Source organism: Epilithonimonas arachidiradicis (genome assembly GCF_003610695.1).
Classification (GTDB): Bacteria; Bacteroidota; Bacteroidia; order Flavobacteriales; family Weeksellaceae; genus Epilithonimonas; species Epilithonimonas arachidiradicis.
Genome location: NZ_RAQH01000007.1, coordinates 157,573 through 174,224, shown reverse-complemented (window position 1 = coordinate 174,224; position 16,652 = coordinate 157,573). Strand labels below are relative to the sequence as shown.

General features: G+C 39.4%; 15 protein-coding genes. 11 read left to right on the top strand and 4 right to left on the bottom strand.

The window, feature by feature from the left end:
* The first annotated feature begins 47 nt into the window (after positions 1-47).
* The 8 genes from BXY58_RS12280 (at position 48) to BXY58_RS12245 (ending at position 9,351) form a co-directional block, all read left to right on the top strand.
* Positions 48-833: a gluconate 5-dehydrogenase gene (locus BXY58_RS12280; RefSeq protein ID WP_120214152.1), complete on the top strand. Its 786-nt coding sequence runs from the start codon at positions 48-50 to the stop codon at positions 831-833.
* Between the two features lie 37 nt (positions 834-870).
* Positions 871-2,280, top strand: coding sequence for a glucuronate isomerase (uxaC, locus tag BXY58_RS12275; RefSeq protein ID WP_120214151.1), 1,410 nt, complete (start codon positions 871-873; stop codon positions 2,278-2,280).
* Between the two features lie 232 nt (positions 2,281-2,512).
* Complete coding sequence (locus BXY58_RS12270) at positions 2,513-2,860, top strand: cupin domain-containing protein (RefSeq protein WP_120214150.1); 348 nt, start codon at positions 2,513-2,515, stop codon at positions 2,858-2,860.
* Positions 2,861-2,898: 38 nt separating this feature from the next.
* Positions 2,899-3,903, top strand: coding sequence for a sugar kinase (locus BXY58_RS12265; protein WP_120214149.1), 1,005 nt, complete (start codon positions 2,899-2,901; stop codon positions 3,901-3,903).
* Between the two features lie 101 nt (positions 3,904-4,004).
* The gene (gene eda, locus BXY58_RS12260) at positions 4,005-4,664 is read left to right on the top strand and encodes a bifunctional 4-hydroxy-2-oxoglutarate aldolase/2-dehydro-3-deoxy-phosphogluconate aldolase (RefSeq protein WP_120214148.1); all 660 of its coding nucleotides are present in this window, start codon (positions 4,005-4,007) and stop codon (positions 4,662-4,664) included.
* 29 nt (positions 4,665-4,693) lie between these two features.
* Complete coding sequence (locus tag BXY58_RS12255; protein WP_120214147.1) at positions 4,694-6,223, top strand: MFS transporter; 1,530 nt, start codon at positions 4,694-4,696, stop codon at positions 6,221-6,223.
* A gap of 4 nt (positions 6,224-6,227) precedes the next feature.
* Positions 6,228-7,685: a tagaturonate reductase gene (locus BXY58_RS12250; RefSeq protein ID WP_120214146.1), complete on the top strand. Its 1,458-nt coding sequence runs from the start codon at positions 6,228-6,230 to the stop codon at positions 7,683-7,685.
* 52 nt (positions 7,686-7,737) lie between these two features.
* Positions 7,738-9,351 (top strand): UxaA family hydrolase, encoded by a 1,614-nt coding sequence (locus BXY58_RS12245; protein WP_120214145.1) that lies wholly within the window; start codon positions 7,738-7,740, stop codon positions 9,349-9,351.
* 283 nt (positions 9,352-9,634) lie between these two features.
* Here the strand turns inward: BXY58_RS12245 and BXY58_RS12240 are convergent, their stop codons facing one another.
* The 4 genes from BXY58_RS12240 to ku all read right to left on the bottom strand — a co-directional run bounded on the left by BXY58_RS12240 (position 9,635) and on the right by ku (position 13,827).
* Complete coding sequence (locus BXY58_RS12240; protein WP_120214144.1) at positions 9,635-10,366, bottom strand: DNA-binding domain-containing protein; 732 nt, start codon at positions 10,364-10,366, stop codon at positions 9,635-9,637.
* Positions 10,367-10,414: 48 nt separating this feature from the next.
* Entirely contained in the window at positions 10,415-12,274 is a 1,860-nt protein-coding gene (ligD, locus tag BXY58_RS12235) for a DNA ligase D (RefSeq protein WP_120214143.1), read from the bottom strand.
* 65 nt (positions 12,275-12,339) lie between these two features.
* A complete protein-coding gene (locus tag BXY58_RS12230) occupies positions 12,340-12,951 on the bottom strand; it encodes a DNA polymerase ligase N-terminal domain-containing protein (protein WP_120214142.1) in 612 nt (203 codons plus the stop codon).
* A gap of 96 nt (positions 12,952-13,047) precedes the next feature.
* The gene (ku, locus tag BXY58_RS12225) at positions 13,048-13,827 is read right to left on the bottom strand and encodes a non-homologous end joining protein Ku (protein WP_120214141.1); all 780 of its coding nucleotides are present in this window, start codon (positions 13,825-13,827) and stop codon (positions 13,048-13,050) included.
* Positions 13,828-13,973: 146 nt separating this feature from the next.
* Between ku and BXY58_RS12220 the strand changes: the two genes are divergently transcribed.
* The 3 genes from BXY58_RS12220 (at position 13,974) to BXY58_RS12210 (ending at position 16,487) form a co-directional block, all read left to right on the top strand.
* On the top strand, positions 13,974-14,837 hold the full coding sequence (locus BXY58_RS12220; protein WP_120214140.1) for an SDR family oxidoreductase: 864 nt from the start codon (positions 13,974-13,976) through the stop codon (positions 14,835-14,837).
* A gap of 36 nt (positions 14,838-14,873) precedes the next feature.
* Positions 14,874-15,380 (top strand): pyridoxamine 5'-phosphate oxidase family protein, encoded by a 507-nt coding sequence (locus tag BXY58_RS12215; RefSeq protein WP_120214139.1) that lies wholly within the window; start codon positions 14,874-14,876, stop codon positions 15,378-15,380.
* An 87-nt stretch (positions 15,381-15,467) separates the two neighbouring features.
* A complete protein-coding gene (locus tag BXY58_RS12210) occupies positions 15,468-16,487 on the top strand; it encodes a ligase-associated DNA damage response exonuclease (protein ID WP_120214138.1) in 1,020 nt (339 codons plus the stop codon).
* Positions 16,488-16,652: the final 165 nt, after the last annotated feature.

Here is a 16,652-nt window from a genome sequence, read left to right as displayed (position 1 = left end):
TAAAATCAGCACAATCTGTAAAATCAGCGAGAAATAAAATATTATAAATGAAAAATTTATTTGATTTAACTGGAAAAGTAGCTCTTGTAACTGGTGGAACACACGGTTTAGGCTTGGCAATGGCAGAAGGTTTGGGTTCAGCAGGTGCAGAATTGGTAGTTACCAGTACTACTCCATCCAAATTGGAAGAAGCCATTGCTTATTACCAGTCAAAAGGTTACAAAGCAACAGGCTATATTTTTGATGTGACAGATGAGAAAATTGCCGCTGAAAAAGTGGCAGAAATCGAAGCGAATCACAAACAAATTGATATCCTTATTAATAATGCCGGCATCATCAAAAGAATTCCCGCTTTGGAAATGGAAGTTTCCGATTTCCGAAAAGTGATTGATGTGGATTTAACAGGACCTTTCATTATGTCTCAGTTGGTCGCCAAAAATATGATTGCAAGAAAATCTGGTAAAATCATCAACATCTGTTCTATGATGAGTGAGTTGGGTCGTGATAATGTTGTGGCTTACGCTTCTGCAAAAGGCGGCTTGAAAATGCTGACAAAAAACCTGGCAACAGAATGGGCAAAACATAACATCCAAGTAAACGGAATCGGTCCCGGATATTTTGCAACGTCTCAGACTGAACCCATCCGAGTGGACGGCAATCCTTTCAACGAGTTCATTATCAGCAGAACACCGGAAGGTCGTTGGGGTAATCCCGAAGATTTGGCAGGAACTGCAATTTTTCTGGCTTCCGAAGCAAGTCAGTTCATCAACGGACAAATCATCTACGTTGATGGCGGAATCCTAGCAACCATCGGAAAACCTTCAAACGAATAAACATTCATAATTAATAATTTATCATTAATAATTAAAAATGAGTACACTTACAAAACCATTTATCACAGATACATTTCTATTAAAGAACAAATTCGCTGAGGAGTTGTATTTCAGATTTGCTGAGAACCAACCAATCATCGATTATCATAACCACTTGCCACCGAAAGAGATTGCAGAAAACCGTCAGTTTGAGAACATTACCCAGGTTTGGATTGGTGGCGACCATTACAAATGGAGAGCGATGAGAACAATGGGCGTTAACGAAAAATTCATCACCGGAGACGCTTCTGACAAAGAAAAATTCGCAGCTTGGGCCAAAACAGTTCCGAATACCTTGAGAAATCCTTTGTTCCACTGGACACATCTGGAATTAGCAAGATATTTTGACGTTTATGATTTGCTGAGCGAAAAAAATGCTGAAGAAGTTTATGAAAATGTATCAGCTCAACTTCAGACGCCTGATAAATCTGTTCACGGATTGTTGAAAATGAGAAATGTGGAAACGGTTTGTACGACAGAAGACCCGATTGACACTTTAGAATATCATAAAACAATCAAACAAAACAACATTGGAATTACAGTCAGCACAGCTTTCCGTCCGGACAAAGCGATTTTGATTGACAATGATGATTATAATTCCTACATCGATAAATTAGGAGAATCTGCAGGCATCGAAATCAAATCGTACAAGGATGTACAGGATGCGCTACTCAAAAGGATTGAATACTTTCACGCCAACGGATGCAGATTGTGTGACCACGGATTGAATAACATTTCTTTTGAAACGTTCACAGATTCAGAAATCAACTCAATTTTTGAAACGAAGAGAAAAGGAGAAACCTTAACGCCACATCAGATTGAGCAGTTCAAAACAGCAATTTTGCTGTTCTTGGGTGAGACTTACCATTCATTTGGTTGGGTTCAGCAATATCATTTGGGCGCTTTGAGAAACAACAATGCAAGAATGTTGAAAGTTCTTGGACCAGACACAGGTTGGGATTCCATAGGCGATTTCAGTCAGGCTGCGAACCTTTCGAGATTCCTAAATACATTGGATTCCAAAGATAAATTGACTAAAACGATTATTTACAATTTAAACCCTGCCGATAATGAGATTATGGCAACAATGATTGGGAATTTCAACGATGGTTCTGTGAAAGGAAAAGTGCAATTCGGTTCTGGATGGTGGTTTCTGGACCAAAAAGACGGAATGGAAAAACAGATGAATGCGCTTTCCAATATGGGATTAATCAGCACTTTCGTAGGAATGTTGACTGATTCCAGAAGCTTCCTTTCGTTCCCAAGACACGAGTATTTCAGACGTGTATTGTGTAACCTTTTAGGAAACGAAATTGAGTCTGGCGAACTTCCTGAGGATTTGGATTTGGTAGGAAAAGTTGTGGCAGATATTTGCTATTTTAACGCTAAAGAATATTTCAACTTTTAATATTGTCATCCTGAGGCTCTCGAAGGATTTCAGAATAATTAGGGCAGCTTAATCCGCCTGTAGTTTATCCTGAGCTTGACGAAGGGCTCCCGCTCAAGTCGGGCTGCGAGTGATTTGCGGATTAAAAAGTTAGTCTGAGAGTTGTCATCCTGAGCGGAGTCGAAGGACTTTGTGAACTTAAAAACATTAGAATTAAATAAAAAATCTTTGTACACTTTGTGTTCAAAATAAAATGGAAACAAAACAATCATCCAAAATATATTACAAATCCGATTCAACAGAATGGGAGAAAATCGATGACTATATCGACCGCCAAATTGTAGGCTACGACGAATCTGTAATGATGGTGAATGTCCGTTTCAAAAAAGGAGGAATCGGATACAAGCATAAGCATCCTCATATTCAGGTGACTTATGTAGCAGAAGGAAAGTTTGAAGTCAACATCGGCGAAGATATTTCAATCCTGAAAAAAGGCGATTCGTTCTTCGTTCCTTCCAATGTTCTTCACGGCGTCGAATGTCTGGAAGACGGGATTTTGGTAGATGTTTTCAGTCCATTTAGAGAAGATTTTATAAAGTAAAAACTGAAACCTTCAAGGTTTAGAAAAAATAAAAATTAATGAGCAAAGTTGTAACCTTTGGCGAAGTACTGATGAGATTATCTCCATCCGACAGCAAAATGCTGAGACAAAGCCGTGAAATGGAATTCTTCTTCGGAGGAACAGAAATGAATGTCGGTGCGTCTTTAGCCATTATGGGATGCGAGGTGCGACACATCACCAATGTTTCCGATTGTTTCATTGGAGATTCTGCGATTGCGACAATGAAAAGTTACGGGATTGATACGCAATTCGTCAACAGAACAGAACATCCGATTGGTTTATATTTCCTGGAAGTTGGTTCTGCAATGAGAGCAAGCCGAATTTCCTACAACAGATTAAACGGTTCTTTTGCCAATATCAAACCTGAACAAGTAGATTGGGAAAAAGCATTGGAAGGTGCTGAATATTTCCACTGGACAGGCATTTCTCCCGGAATTTCAGAAGGTGCTTACGAAACTTTGAAGCAAGGTTTACAATTAGCTTACTCAAAAGGAATCGAAATCACGGCTGACCCTGCATATCGTTCCAATCTTTGGAAATACGGAAAAGAAGGATTCACGGTTCTTAAAGAACTCATCTCCTACTCTACGATTTTCATCGGCGGTGTGAACGAAATTAATGAAATACTGGGAACAACTTTCGGTTATGATAAAGACAGTTTTATCGAAGCTGCAGAAACATTAATGAAAGAAATCCCTTCTATCAAAAAAGTGTTTGACAAAACAAGAATTGGAGTTACTGCGAGTAATCAGGCAACTCAAGGAAGAGCTTTGGTTAACGGACAATATTTCGAAACCGAAAGCCTGGAAGTGAATCCCGTTGTGGACAGAATCGGAACCGGAGATGCATTTGCGGCAGGTTTGATCTATGGTTTAATTCACTTCGACGATGAAAAAGCATTGAAGTTTGCCAATGCAGCTTGCGCCATCAAACATACCATTTTGGGTGATGTAAATCTGAGTAGCGTTAATGATATTCTGGAAGTAATGAATGGCAATTTAGGAGGAAGAATTAAAAGATAGTGATTAAATTCTCTCGCAGATTAAGCAAATTGGGCAAATTTTTAATTATCTGCTAAATCAGAACAATCTGCAAGAGATAAAAAAAAATAAAAGTCAAAAAAATGACAAAGATTCAACTCGTTACCAATGCGATTGTAAATCAAGGGATTTTGCCTTTGTATTATAACGCTGACGAAGCGGTAACTTTAGATATATTAAGATCACTTTACAGAGCCGGAATCCGCGCAGTAGAATATACTAGCCGTGGCGAAAATGCACTTTCGAATTTCACCAAAATGGTAGAATTACGAAATGCGGAAATGCCGGAAATGCTTCTTGGAATTGGAACAATTAAGAATTTGAAGCAAGCTGAGGAATATGAAAAAGCAGGCGCAGATTTCTTCATCAGTCCTGGATTTGTTCCAGAAGTCGCAGAATTTTTGATCTCAAAACATCTGCTATACAGCCCAGGTTGTATGACACCAACAGAAATCATCGAAGCTGAAAATGCAGGTGTAACTTTTGTGAAATTATTCCCGGGAAATGCACTGGGAACTGGATTTATGAGCGCCATAAAAGATGTTTTTCCAAATCTGAAATTTATGCCAACCGGCGGTGTTGACACAACCAAAGAAAACATCGAAAGCTGGTTCAAAGCCGGCGTTTCCGCTGTTGGAATGGGAAGTAAGTTAGTCAGTAAAGAACTAATGGCTTCCAAAGATTACGCAACCATCGAAAACGAAACTAAAAAAGTATTGGATATCATCCAATCCATCAAATAATTATTGAAAAGTAAATTCTTAAAACCAATATGAGTTCAGTCAAATCCTTAAAACCTAGTAATTTCAGATGGTCTATTTGTGGGCTTCTGTTCATTGCTACAACGATTAATTATCTTGACAGGCAGGTTCTTTCTTTGACCTGGAAAGATTTTATCCAGCCAGAGTTCCATTGGAATAATAATGATTATGGAAACATCACGGCCTTATTTTCCATTTTCTATGCAATCAGTATGTTATTCGCCGGGAAATTTGTGGATTGGATGGATACGAAAAAAGGATTTCTTTGGGCGATTTTCATTTGGTCGGTTGGAGCAATTTTACACGCATTCTGTGGTATTGCAACTTCGGGAATCTTAACAGGAAACTGGTTGGTAGGATTTGCAGAATCAAAAGAAATCATTGGAACTCTCAACAATATATCGCTTGTTACAAGCACAAGTGTGACGCTTTTCATCTTTGCAAGATTTGTTTTAGCGGTTGGTGAAGCGGGAAACTTTCCTGCAGCGATTAAAACCACTGCAGAATATTTCCCTAAAAAAGACAGAGCGTTTTCTACAAGTATCTTCAATGCTGGAGCAACTGTTGGTGCATTAGCTGCGCCAGTTACTATTCCTTTCATCGCCAAATCGATGGGTTGGGAAATGGCCTTTATCATCATTGGTGCGCTTGGATTCGTTTGGATGGGACTTTGGATTTTCTATTACAAAAAACCTCATCAGCATCCGAAAGTTAACGAACACGAATTGGCTTACATCCAACAGGACCAGGACGATGTCGCAGAAGAAACAACAGAAGTTCCTCAGAAAAAAATGAGCTTGAAACAAGCTTTTGGATACAGACAGACTTGGGCTTTTATCTTTGGTAAATTTATGACAGATGGTGTCTGGTGGTTTTACCTGTTCTGGACTCCGGCTTACTTGAGCTCAGTTTACGGAATGGATAGCACGCAAAGTGCATTACCACTCTTCGTTTTGTATATGATAACCTTGGTTTCCATTGTAGGAGGTTGGCTTCCAAAATATTTCGTGGACAAAAAAGGAATGAATCCTTATGCAGGAAGAATGCGTGCGATGTTAATTTTCGCTTTCTTTCCATTATTAGCTTTAGTGGCACAACCAGCGGGAACTATCTCTTATTGGCTTCCGGTTTTGATTATCGGAATCGCAGGTGCAGCACACCAAGCTTGGTCGGCTAATATTTTCTCAACGGTTGGCGATATGTTCCCGAAAAAAGCAATCGCTACGATTACGGGAATCGGTGGAATGGCTGGCGGAATCGGTTCATTTCTTATTAATAAAGGTTCTGGATTATTGTTTGACCACGCCCACAAAGCCTGGACAACTATTGACGGGATTCCACTTTTAGAAAAATATCCCGAATTCAAGGATACAAGGCTTCCTGATGATCTGTTGATTCAATTGAAAAATTCCGGTGCTGTCATCTCAGACGGTATCGATAAAGGATATATGATTATTTTCTCAATCTGCGCAGTAGCTTATCTGATTGCGTGGTTCGTGATGAAATCATTGGTTCCTAAATACAAAATCATTAAAGAATAAAGAAATGGAATATCAAACTAAACAAAAACTTAACCGTGAAAACTCAGGTTCAACTGAGAAACTTCCCATCAAATTTTTACAGTTCGGGGAAGGTAATTTCCTTCGTGCATTTGTAGATTACCTTATCGACAAGATGAACAAAGAAGCTGGTTTCAATGCTGGTGTAGCTGTTGTTCAGCCGACTGTTGGTGGTCTTGTCGATATGTTGGAAGAACAGGATAATCTTTACACGCTTTTCGTAAGGGGCGTTAAAAAAGGACAAATCGTAGATGACCAGAGAGTGATTTCTGCAATCCAGCGTTCATTCAGTCCTTATGAAAATTATGCTGAATATCTTGAGCTGGCGAAAGGCGAAGATTTACAGTTCATTTTATCTAATACTACCGAAGCAGGAATTGCTTTTGATGAGTCTGAAACTTCTTTAGCTTCTGGTCCTCACAAGAATTTCCCTGCGAAAGTGACAGCTTTCCTTTACGAGAGATTCAAGCATTTTAATGGCGATACGGAAAAAGGTCTTCATATCATTCCTTGCGAATTGATTGAAAACAATGCCCTGACATTGAAAGAATATATCCTGAAATATGCTCAGATTTGGAATCTTGAAGAAGATTTTTTTGCTTGGATAGAGAATAGCAACTATTTCCACAATACTTTGGTGGATAGAATTGTTCCAGGTTATCCAAGAGAAGAAAAAGATGAATACGAAGCTAAGTTGGATTATGATGATAATCTGATGGTAGTTTGTGAAGCATTTTTACTTTGGGTAATCGAAGGTGATGAGAAACTGAAAGCTTTGATTCCGTTTGATAAAATTGATGACCAGGTTTTGATTGTGGATGATATCACGCCTTACAGAACCAGAAAAGTGAGAATCCTGAACGGTGCTCACACCGCAATGTTGGCATTTTCTATCCTTGACGGAAAAGAAACTGTGAAAGAAGCTATTGATGCGGACTTTGCAGGACAATGGATTTCCGATACGGTTTATAACGAAATCATCCCTACTCTGGATTTATCAACAGAAGAATTGACGGCGTTTTCGGATGAAGTTTTTGACAGATTCAGAAACCCGTTCCTGAAACATTTGCTTTCTAGTATTGCACTAAATTCGGTTTCAAAATTCAAAGTGAGAGTGTTGCCAAGTTTGTTGAAATATGTTGAAATCAAAAATGAATTACCAACTAATTTGACTTTTGCTTTAGCAGCGTTGATTAGATTTTATCAAGGTGAATTCGACGGAAAACAACTTCCTGTAAACGATGATGCGCCGGTTTTGGAAAGATTCAAAGAAATCTGGTCAACCAACGACCTTGGAGAAGTAGCGAAAAATGCATTGTCAGAAGTGAGTTTCTGGGATACAGATTTGACTCAAATACCAGGATTAACAGAAGCTGTAACCAAGGCTTTAAGTGCAATCGATTCCACAGGAATTGAAGAAGGATATAAAAGTTTTATTCAGTAATCTTCGAATTCATCTTATAATAAAGAATAAGATAATTTTTAATCTGAAAATTATGCAAAAGAAAGTTCTAAAAGTCAATCCAAAAGACAACATCATTGTTGCTCTGACGGATTTGCCTGCCGGAGACATCGTGCATCTGGACGGTGCAGATTACACGGTTCTGAAAGATACGAAAGCAAAACATAAATTCGCGGCGGAAGATTTTGTGGTTGGCGACCATATCATTATGTACGGCGTCATCGTTGGAAAAGCGAATCAGCCAATTCAAAAAGGTGAAGTGATTACGACTGAAAACGTAAAACACGAGAGCGAAGAGGTTTTCAAAAAGACAGGAGATTTAGGTTGGACGCCGCCGAATGTAGACAAATGGAAAGACAAAACCTTCAATGGATATCACCGTTCTGATGGACAAGTTGGAACCAAAAATGTCTGGTTATTTTTCCCTTTGGTGTTTTGTGAAAACAAAAATATCGAGAAACTGAAAGATATTTTCGAAAACGAATTGTTGCCGAAAAAAGAAGTTTCTTACAAGAATTTCTTACGCTCTCTGATAGAAGAAAAAAGCGTGGAAGAAGTGGAAGACCAATCCAGGAACGAAAATCTTCTGGATAATATCGAAGTGAAATTTATCAATCATCAAGGTGGTTGTGGCGGAATCCGACAAGATTCTGAACTGCTGGCAAAACTGCTTGCCGGTTATGTGAACAACCCCAATGTGGCTGGTGCAACGGTTTTGAGTTTAGGATGTCAGAATCTTCAGGTTGATATTTTTCAAAATGCTTTGAAAGAAATGAGCCCGAACAGCGATAAAGAAGTGCTGATCTTTGAACAACAGAAAATCGGGACGACGGACAAGATGTTCCAAATGGTCATCAAAGAGTCTTTCGAAGCGATCAAAAGAGCCAACAAAATAGAACGCAAACCTGCACCAGTTTCCAAACTGAGCATTGGTCTGGAGTGTGGCGGTTCTGACGGATTCTCAGGAATATCTGCCAATCCAGCGTTAGGCGTTGTTTCAGATATTTTTGCTGCATTGGGCGGAAAAACAATCTTGGCCGAGTTTCCGGAATTGTGCGGTGTAGAGCAGGAATTAATGAACCGATGTGTGGATGAGGAAAAAGCGGATAAGTTCTTATCATTAATGAAAGCCTTCGAAAAATCCGTTGTGGATGCAGGTTCTGGATTCGATATGAATCCGTCTCCCGGCAACATCAAAGACGGTTTGATTACAGACGCAATGAAATCTGCAGGCGCTTCAAAAAAAGGAGGAACCGCTCCTATTGTAGACGTTTTGGATTATGGCGAATATATTTCGAAGCCAGGTCTTAATCTATTGAATACACCAGGAAACGATGCCGAATGTACCACAGGATTAGTCGGCGCAGGTGCAACAGTCGTTTTATTTACCACAGGTTTAGGAAATCCAATGGGAAATCCAATCGCTCCGGTTGTGAAAATATCGTCTAACACCGCATTGATCAACAGAATGTCTGACATTATTGATGTAAATGCCGGAACGGTGATTACAGGCGAAAAAAGTATCCAAGAAGTGGGCGAAGAAATCGTAGATTATATCATCGAATTGGCAAGCGGAAACGTAGAAACAAAAGCAGACCAGCTGAAACAAGATGTGTTTATTCCTTGGAAACGAGGCGTATCATTATAAATATTTGAATTTTTAAGGTTTTTATTTTTAAAGGGCATTTCTTCTTTTTGAAGAGTGCTCTTTATTTTTTAATCGATGTTATCAAAGACTGAGCAATTCGCTTATCAATTTTATTCAGCTAAATCACCACTATACGTTAAGGCAAATTTAGGCTTATACTTTGATAAGAGTATGACTTATGCTCCGATAAGAGTATGACTTATGCCTCGATAAGACCAAGACTCATGCCCCGATAAGAGTAAGACTTATGCCCCGATAAGACTCATCATCCACAAAAGAGATCCTACTCCACACTCAACACCTTATTATATGCTGCGGTCCTGGAAGCTTTCAACAAGTTACTTCCGGAGTACTGACTGGTAACCTCCAAATAGTAGCTGCCAGTCTGAAGCTCAGGAATAATGATGATCAACTCTGATGCTTTGTTCACTACGATATCATCTGCAGGAACTCTTGTCTTATCATTAGTTGCGCTATTAACGAAGTAGATCCCATTATCAGGATGATCTCCGGCTAATTTTATCCCTTTGCCTTTGATCTTCAGGTTTCTGCCGGGTGAGATTATATTATTAATGGAACCACTCTTCATATCTGTCACCTGATAGATGACAGATCCCTTCTCGGCTACACCAAGAATATTAACCTGGATGTCGGGAATCATTGCTCTCATTCTTTCACCCTGATTGAACTGGAAAAGAATCTTATGCTTATTCTGGTCAAAAGTCTCTGACAGACTGTTAAAAACACCGCGAATCTTGGTACCTGCCGTAAAATAGCCGGTATTAATAGTAAAACCATCGCAAAGCTGGTAAGCCATCTCTTTCAGAAAAAGCGTTGCAGCATACTCCATTGCCGATGCAGATATATCTGCTCCGCCCCTATTGACAGCAGCCTCACAGATTTGTTTGATATTGAGCGACTCTTCACTAATGGTACGCGCCAGATAATCGGCAGAATCATTTTTTGTTAAAAGATTCTCATAAAGATGAGCATTAATTGTATGTAGAAGGGGCATAATTTAATCATTTATGTTATCCCTAATATACAATTATTTTAAGAACTACTACTCCAGTTTTCTAATTGTCTTCAGCATATCAATTCCTTTTCCTAAAATGGGTTTGAAGATGTCGCCCTTTTCTTTGAGACGGTCTAATGAATTATGAATGTTGAAGTCGGTCGGCTTTAGTCCTTTTTTGACCTCGTCCCATTCCAAAGGCATTGAGATAGGTGCACCTTTTTTCGGCCTAAGACTGTAAACGCTTGCAAGAGTCTGTCCTCTTCTGTTTTGTAGATAGTCGAGATAGATTTTATTCTTATCCCTTTTCTGAAGGCTGCGTTCAAGCGTTGTCAAATCGGGTAACTTCTGCTGAACCATCTGCATTAGCAAGTGTCCGAAATCTTTCACCTGCTCATAAGAATATTTTGCACCCATTGGGATATAAACGTGTATGCCCGAACTGCCGGAAGTTTTGGGATAACCATTGATTCCTGCCAAATCCAAAACTTCCTTCACAGCCTGAGCGGTTTCTATCACATCTTCGAAGGTATTCTTTTCGGACGGGTCCAGGTCCAGAACAAGATAATCGGGATTATCCGCTTTTTGGATTTTACTGGTCCAGACATTTAGCTCGATGCAACCAAGATTGTTCAGATAGGCCATTGTTTCCTTATCATTGCAAATGATGTAATTGATATATTTATCGGTACTTTCCGAGAAGACCTTCTGCGTTTCTATCCACTCTGGCGTTTCCTCAGCAGCATCTTTCTGGTAAAAGCTCATTCCTTTGATACCGTTCGGATAACGGTTCATAGATTGTGGGCGGTTTTTCAGATGTGGTAAGATATATTTCGAAATGCTTTGATAATAATCAATCACATCGCCTTTCGTCACGTCATCATCGGGAAAATAGATTTTGTTTTGATTGGTAAGTTTCAGTTTTTGCTTTCCGATTTTTTTCTCGACATCGTCTTTTCCTGTTCTTTTCTTAGGTTCTGCTTTTTTCACGGGTTCTTTTTTTGAAGGTTTTTCTGGATTGAATGTCACATCATCAGGCTCTATATCATCTCGGAGTCTGAGGAAAATCGGGTGCCTGTAAATCAGGTCTTTTGTCAGTTCTGTAAATTTGATTTCAGCCACCAGCTCGGGTTTTATCCAAGTTGCTTTGGTATTGGTTTTTGGTGTGATTTTGAAAACGGATTTTTCAGTAATCAAAGGCTGCATTTTATCATAAACCTCGGAAAGGGATTTGTCGTTAAAACCGCCGCCTGTATGACCACAAAATACCATTTCACCATTCAGATATTTACCCAGAATCAAGGCTCCGAACTTTTTCCTTGAGCCTTTTGGCGCTGTAAATCCACAGATAATCGCTTCATCACTCTTATGGATTTTAATTTTCAGCCATTCCGAACTTCGGACATCTTCTTTGTAAAGGCTTTCGGTTTTTTTGGCTACAATTCCTTCCAGTCCCAAATCTTTTGCAGCCTGGAAAAACTCTTTCCCGTTTTCCAGGATGTGGTCACTATATTTAATGATTTCATTCTCGATTAGAGCATCTTTTAATAATTCTTTCCGTTGAAGATAAGATAGATTTTCGGTCGAATGTCCGTTGAGCCAAAGCAAGTCAAACACCTGGAATGTCAGTGCCAGGTTTGGATTATCGCCAATCTGCTGCAGCCATTGAAAGTTAGGTTTTCCTTTGTCATCGTAAGCAACAATCTCACCGTCAAGGACCATATTGTATTCCTGTAACTTCAGCGAATTAATAACTTTTTTAAATTTCTGGGAAAAATCGATACCGTTCCGGGAATACAATCGGATGCCATCTTTGCTCAAATCAGCAATCGCGCGATAACCGTCCCATTTGATTTCGAATGCCCATTCCTTGTCATCAAAGGCTTTATCGGACACTTTGCAAAGCATAGGTTTGATGAATTCCGATAACTTTTTGGCGCCCGAAAGTGCCGGCGCATAATTCTTAAAATGTTTTACTCCTCCCGACGAGTCATTTTTTTTTTACCTTCTTTCTCTTCGAGATAAGCGGTGACTTTGGAGGTTTTCAGCGTGTGTTCTTCAGCGTCGTAGTCTTCATCAACGGCATATTTATCTTTATGTTTGATAAGCAGCCAGGCGTTTTCATCCTTAGAACTTTTGATTTTCACTAATGCAAATTCACCCTTGAGTTTTTTTCCGTGAAGAATGAATTTCAATGACTGTTTATGCAGTTCAGCCCGCATTACCAGATCGTCACTTTTACCTTCCACCGTTTCAATGGGTTCATACGTTCCTTCGTCCCAGATTTCCACTTCGCCAGCTCCGTAATTACCTTTCGGGATAGAGCCCTCAAAAGTCCTGTAAGAATACGGGTGATCTTCCACCATCATCGCCAGCCGTTTATCCGCAGGATTGAGAGAAGGTCCTTTGGGAACCGCCCAGCTTTTTAGAACACCTTCCATTTCCAGGCGGAAATCGTAATGAAGCCTTGTGGCAGCGTGTCTCTGAATTACGAATTTTAATTTCTTTCCGCTAGCCTTAGCCTTACCTTCCGGTTCCGCTGTTTCCTTGAAGTTCCTTTTTTTATTATAATCCTCTAATGCCATAACAGTAATAATAAATGATAAATGATGAATGATACTTTATAATTGAAAAATATTAACTCCGAGCCTAAATTCTAAAACTGTAACCCATAACCTAAATCACCCCACTTTTTTCTTTCCTTTTTCCAGGCTTGCTTTCAGCATTGCCATCAGGTCGGTTGCTTTACCTTCTGGTTCTTTAATTTCGGTCAATTTGATTTTTTTGCCTTTTGCTTTTTGTTTAATGATTTTCAAAAGGTCTGCATTATAAGTGTCTTTATATTTTGATGGGTCAAATTCCGTTGCAAGGGATTTGATGAGCTGTTCCGCCATTTTCAGCTCGGCAGGTTTGGGTGCGCTTCCGGACGGAATTTTTAAGTCTTCAAAGTCGCGCATCTCTTCGGGGTAACGCATCCTGTTAACCATTAAAATTTTATCTTCATAAGGGCGAATCAGGCAAAGAATTTCGCGTTCTCTCAGAACAAATGAACCAATTCCCGCCATTTTGGTTTTGGTTAAAGCTTTTAATAATAATTTATAAGCAGCTTCACCATTTTTCTGTGGCTCCAGAAAATAAGGCGTCTCGAACAAAGCAGGATCGATCTCCGCTTCCTTGACAAACTGAGAAATACTGAGAACCTTAGATTTTTCCGGGCTTGCCGCTTCAAAATCCTTATCATCCAGAACGATATATTTATCCTCTATTTTATAACCTTTCACAATATCTTCCCAAACCACTTCTTTCCCGGTACTTTCGTTAACACGTTTGAATCTGATATTGCTAAGATCTTTACTGTCCAGCATATCCAGATCTAAAGTGCTCGAATCTGTCGCCGAATACAATTTGATGGGAATATTAACCAACCCAAAACCAATTGCACCATTCCAAATTGCTCTCATAATTAGAATTTTGATTTGATATTAATAATGAAGATTTATTACCTTATTTCTACAACAAACATTCCATTACTATAAAGTAGATAAAATTTCTGAAATAAATTAAATAGCACATTATTTGTAACTGCTTAAAAAAAATAAAAAGTAAAATGGAAAAAGAAACTAAAAAGAAAATCAGACCGAAACAGGAACAGAGCCGGCCTGGTCTGGAAAAAGAAATGACGCCAGTTCCGGAAACCAAACCTATTGATTATCCGAGAGGAGGAAAATTAAAAGATAAGGTCGCTCTCATTACCGGCGGTGACAGTGGCATCGGAAAAGCCGTCGCTCTGTTATTCGCAAAAGAAGGTGCAGACATTGCAATAGCCTATCTCAATGCAACAGAAGATGCTGAAACTACTAAAAAAGAAGTGGAAGCCTTCGGCAGGAAATGTACTGTAATCAAAGGTGATTTGAGTAATGAAAATCATTGTAAAAAACTTATAAAAGACACTATAAAAGCCTATAAAAAAATCGACATTCTGGTCAATAATGCTGCATTGCATTGGGAATCGGAATCGATTGAAGATATTTCAACTGACCAGCTCACGAAAACCTTCCAGAATAATTTTTTCTCCTATTTCTGGACCACAAAATACGCAATGCCATATCTGGAAAAAGGAGCAAGTATCATCAACACAACATCCGTCACGGCTTACAGGGGAAGCGCTCAGTTGATTGATTACGCTTCGACAAAAGGTGCCATCGTTGCCTTTACCAGAAGTCTATCTGCCAACCTAATTGATAAAGGAATCCGTGTAAATGCCGTTGCGCCCGGTCCAATCTGGACACCGCTGATTGCTTCATCATTTGATAAAGAAAAAAACTCAGAGTTTGGAAGCGATTCACCAATGAAACGCGCCGGGATGCCGAATGAAGTCGCACCAAGCTTTCTTTTTCTGGCAAGCAACGACTCCAGTTTTATTTCCGGACAGGTTTTACACCCGAATGGCGGGGAAATTGTTAATGGATAATTCATAATTAATTATAACATCAAAAATCAAAATAATATGTCAACAGAAAATCTTACCAATCAGGAAGCTATCAAGAAAATCAAAGAACTATCGGAAAAAGCCAGGATCTGTATGTTTTGTACCGAACTGGACAGGCTGCCCGTGAATGCAAGACCAATGTCTCTGCAGGAAACTGACGAGAACGGATATCTTTGGTTCATCAGTAGTGAAACCAGCAATAAGAATTTTGAAATCAAGGAAGATAACCGTGTACAGCTGTATTTTATGAACAATAGCGACTCGGAATATCTTTCGATTTACGGAAATGCTTACATTTATAAAGACAGGTCAACAATCGAGGATAAATGGTCACCAATGGCCAATGCCTGGTTCGATGGAAAAGATGATCCGAACGTTTCAATCATTCGTGTGGAACCTTCAGAAACTTATTATTGGGATACAAAAGCAGGAAAATTAGTCAGCTTGTTAAGCTTTGCTGCAGCAGCAATTACCGGAAACAAAACCGATAATTCTGATGGTGTGGAAGGAACTGCAAAAATTTAATTAATTTTAAACTGAAATTAAGTCACAAAGAAAATTATAATCCAATAAACTTTGTGACTTTTATTTTCCATTCCATACAAACTACAAATGGCGAAACTCATCACATTCACAAACAAAGGCATCTACTGTCCGCAAGGGAAATTTTATATTGACCCTTGGCGACCTGTCGATTTGGCAGTCATCACGCACGGACACGCCGATCACGCCCGTTGGGGAATGAAAAAATACCTTTGTCATCATTTTACGAAACCGATTTTAAAAAAGAGAATTGCCGAAGATATCGAATGTCAGACATTGGAATATGGCGAAATTCTCAACATCAACGGCGTAAAACTTTCACTTCATCCGGCTGGTCATATTATCGGTTCTGCGCAGATTCGGTTGGAATATAAAGGTTATGTGAGCGTGATTTCCGGGGATTACAAAGTTCAGGATGACGGTTTGAGTACGCCTTTTGAACTCATAAAATGCAATGAATTTGTCACGGAAAGCACCTTTGGACTTCCGATTTACAACTGGCTGGAAGTGGATGACCTGAACAAAAGAATGCAGAGCTGGGTTCTGCGGAATCAGGAAAATCAAAAAACTTCTGTATTCATAGGATATTCTTTGGGAAAAGCGCAAAGAGTAATGAAAGCGGTGGAGGGAATAGGGAAAATTCACGTCCACTACTCTATTGGCAAGCTCAATCAGGCTTTTGAGGAAGTCGGAATTCAACTTCCCGATTACGAGGTTCCTGATTTTAGGGAAAGTATCAAACACGTTGAAGGCGATATTGTCATCGTTCCGCCTGCTTTGTTGGATTCTAATGTCATCAAGAAAATTCCGAATGCGGCCACAGCGATTTGTTCCGGCTGGATGCAGGTTCGTGGTGCCAGAAGATGGCGAAGTGCGGATGCTGGTTTTGCAATGAGCGACCACGCTGACTGGAAAGGACTTTTACAAGCCATCAAAGCAACCGAAGCAGAAATCGTACACGTTACGCACGGACAAACCGAAGTTTTTTCTAAATATTTAAATGAAATCGGAATCAAATCTGATGTTGTTGAAACATTGTACGGCGACGATGACGAAGAAGAAACTGAAAAAGAGATTATCAAAGATTAAAGCAATGCTTGAAAAGTTCCGTAGGAACTTACTGTTAATAGCAAAAAGAATCAATGGTAAAGCGGAGCTCCGTAGGAGCGACCTGTTAATAACAGCATATAAAGCAGAGAATCTCTCGCAGCCCGACTTGAGTGGAAATTCTTTTTTTGCTGGACTAAAATTTTG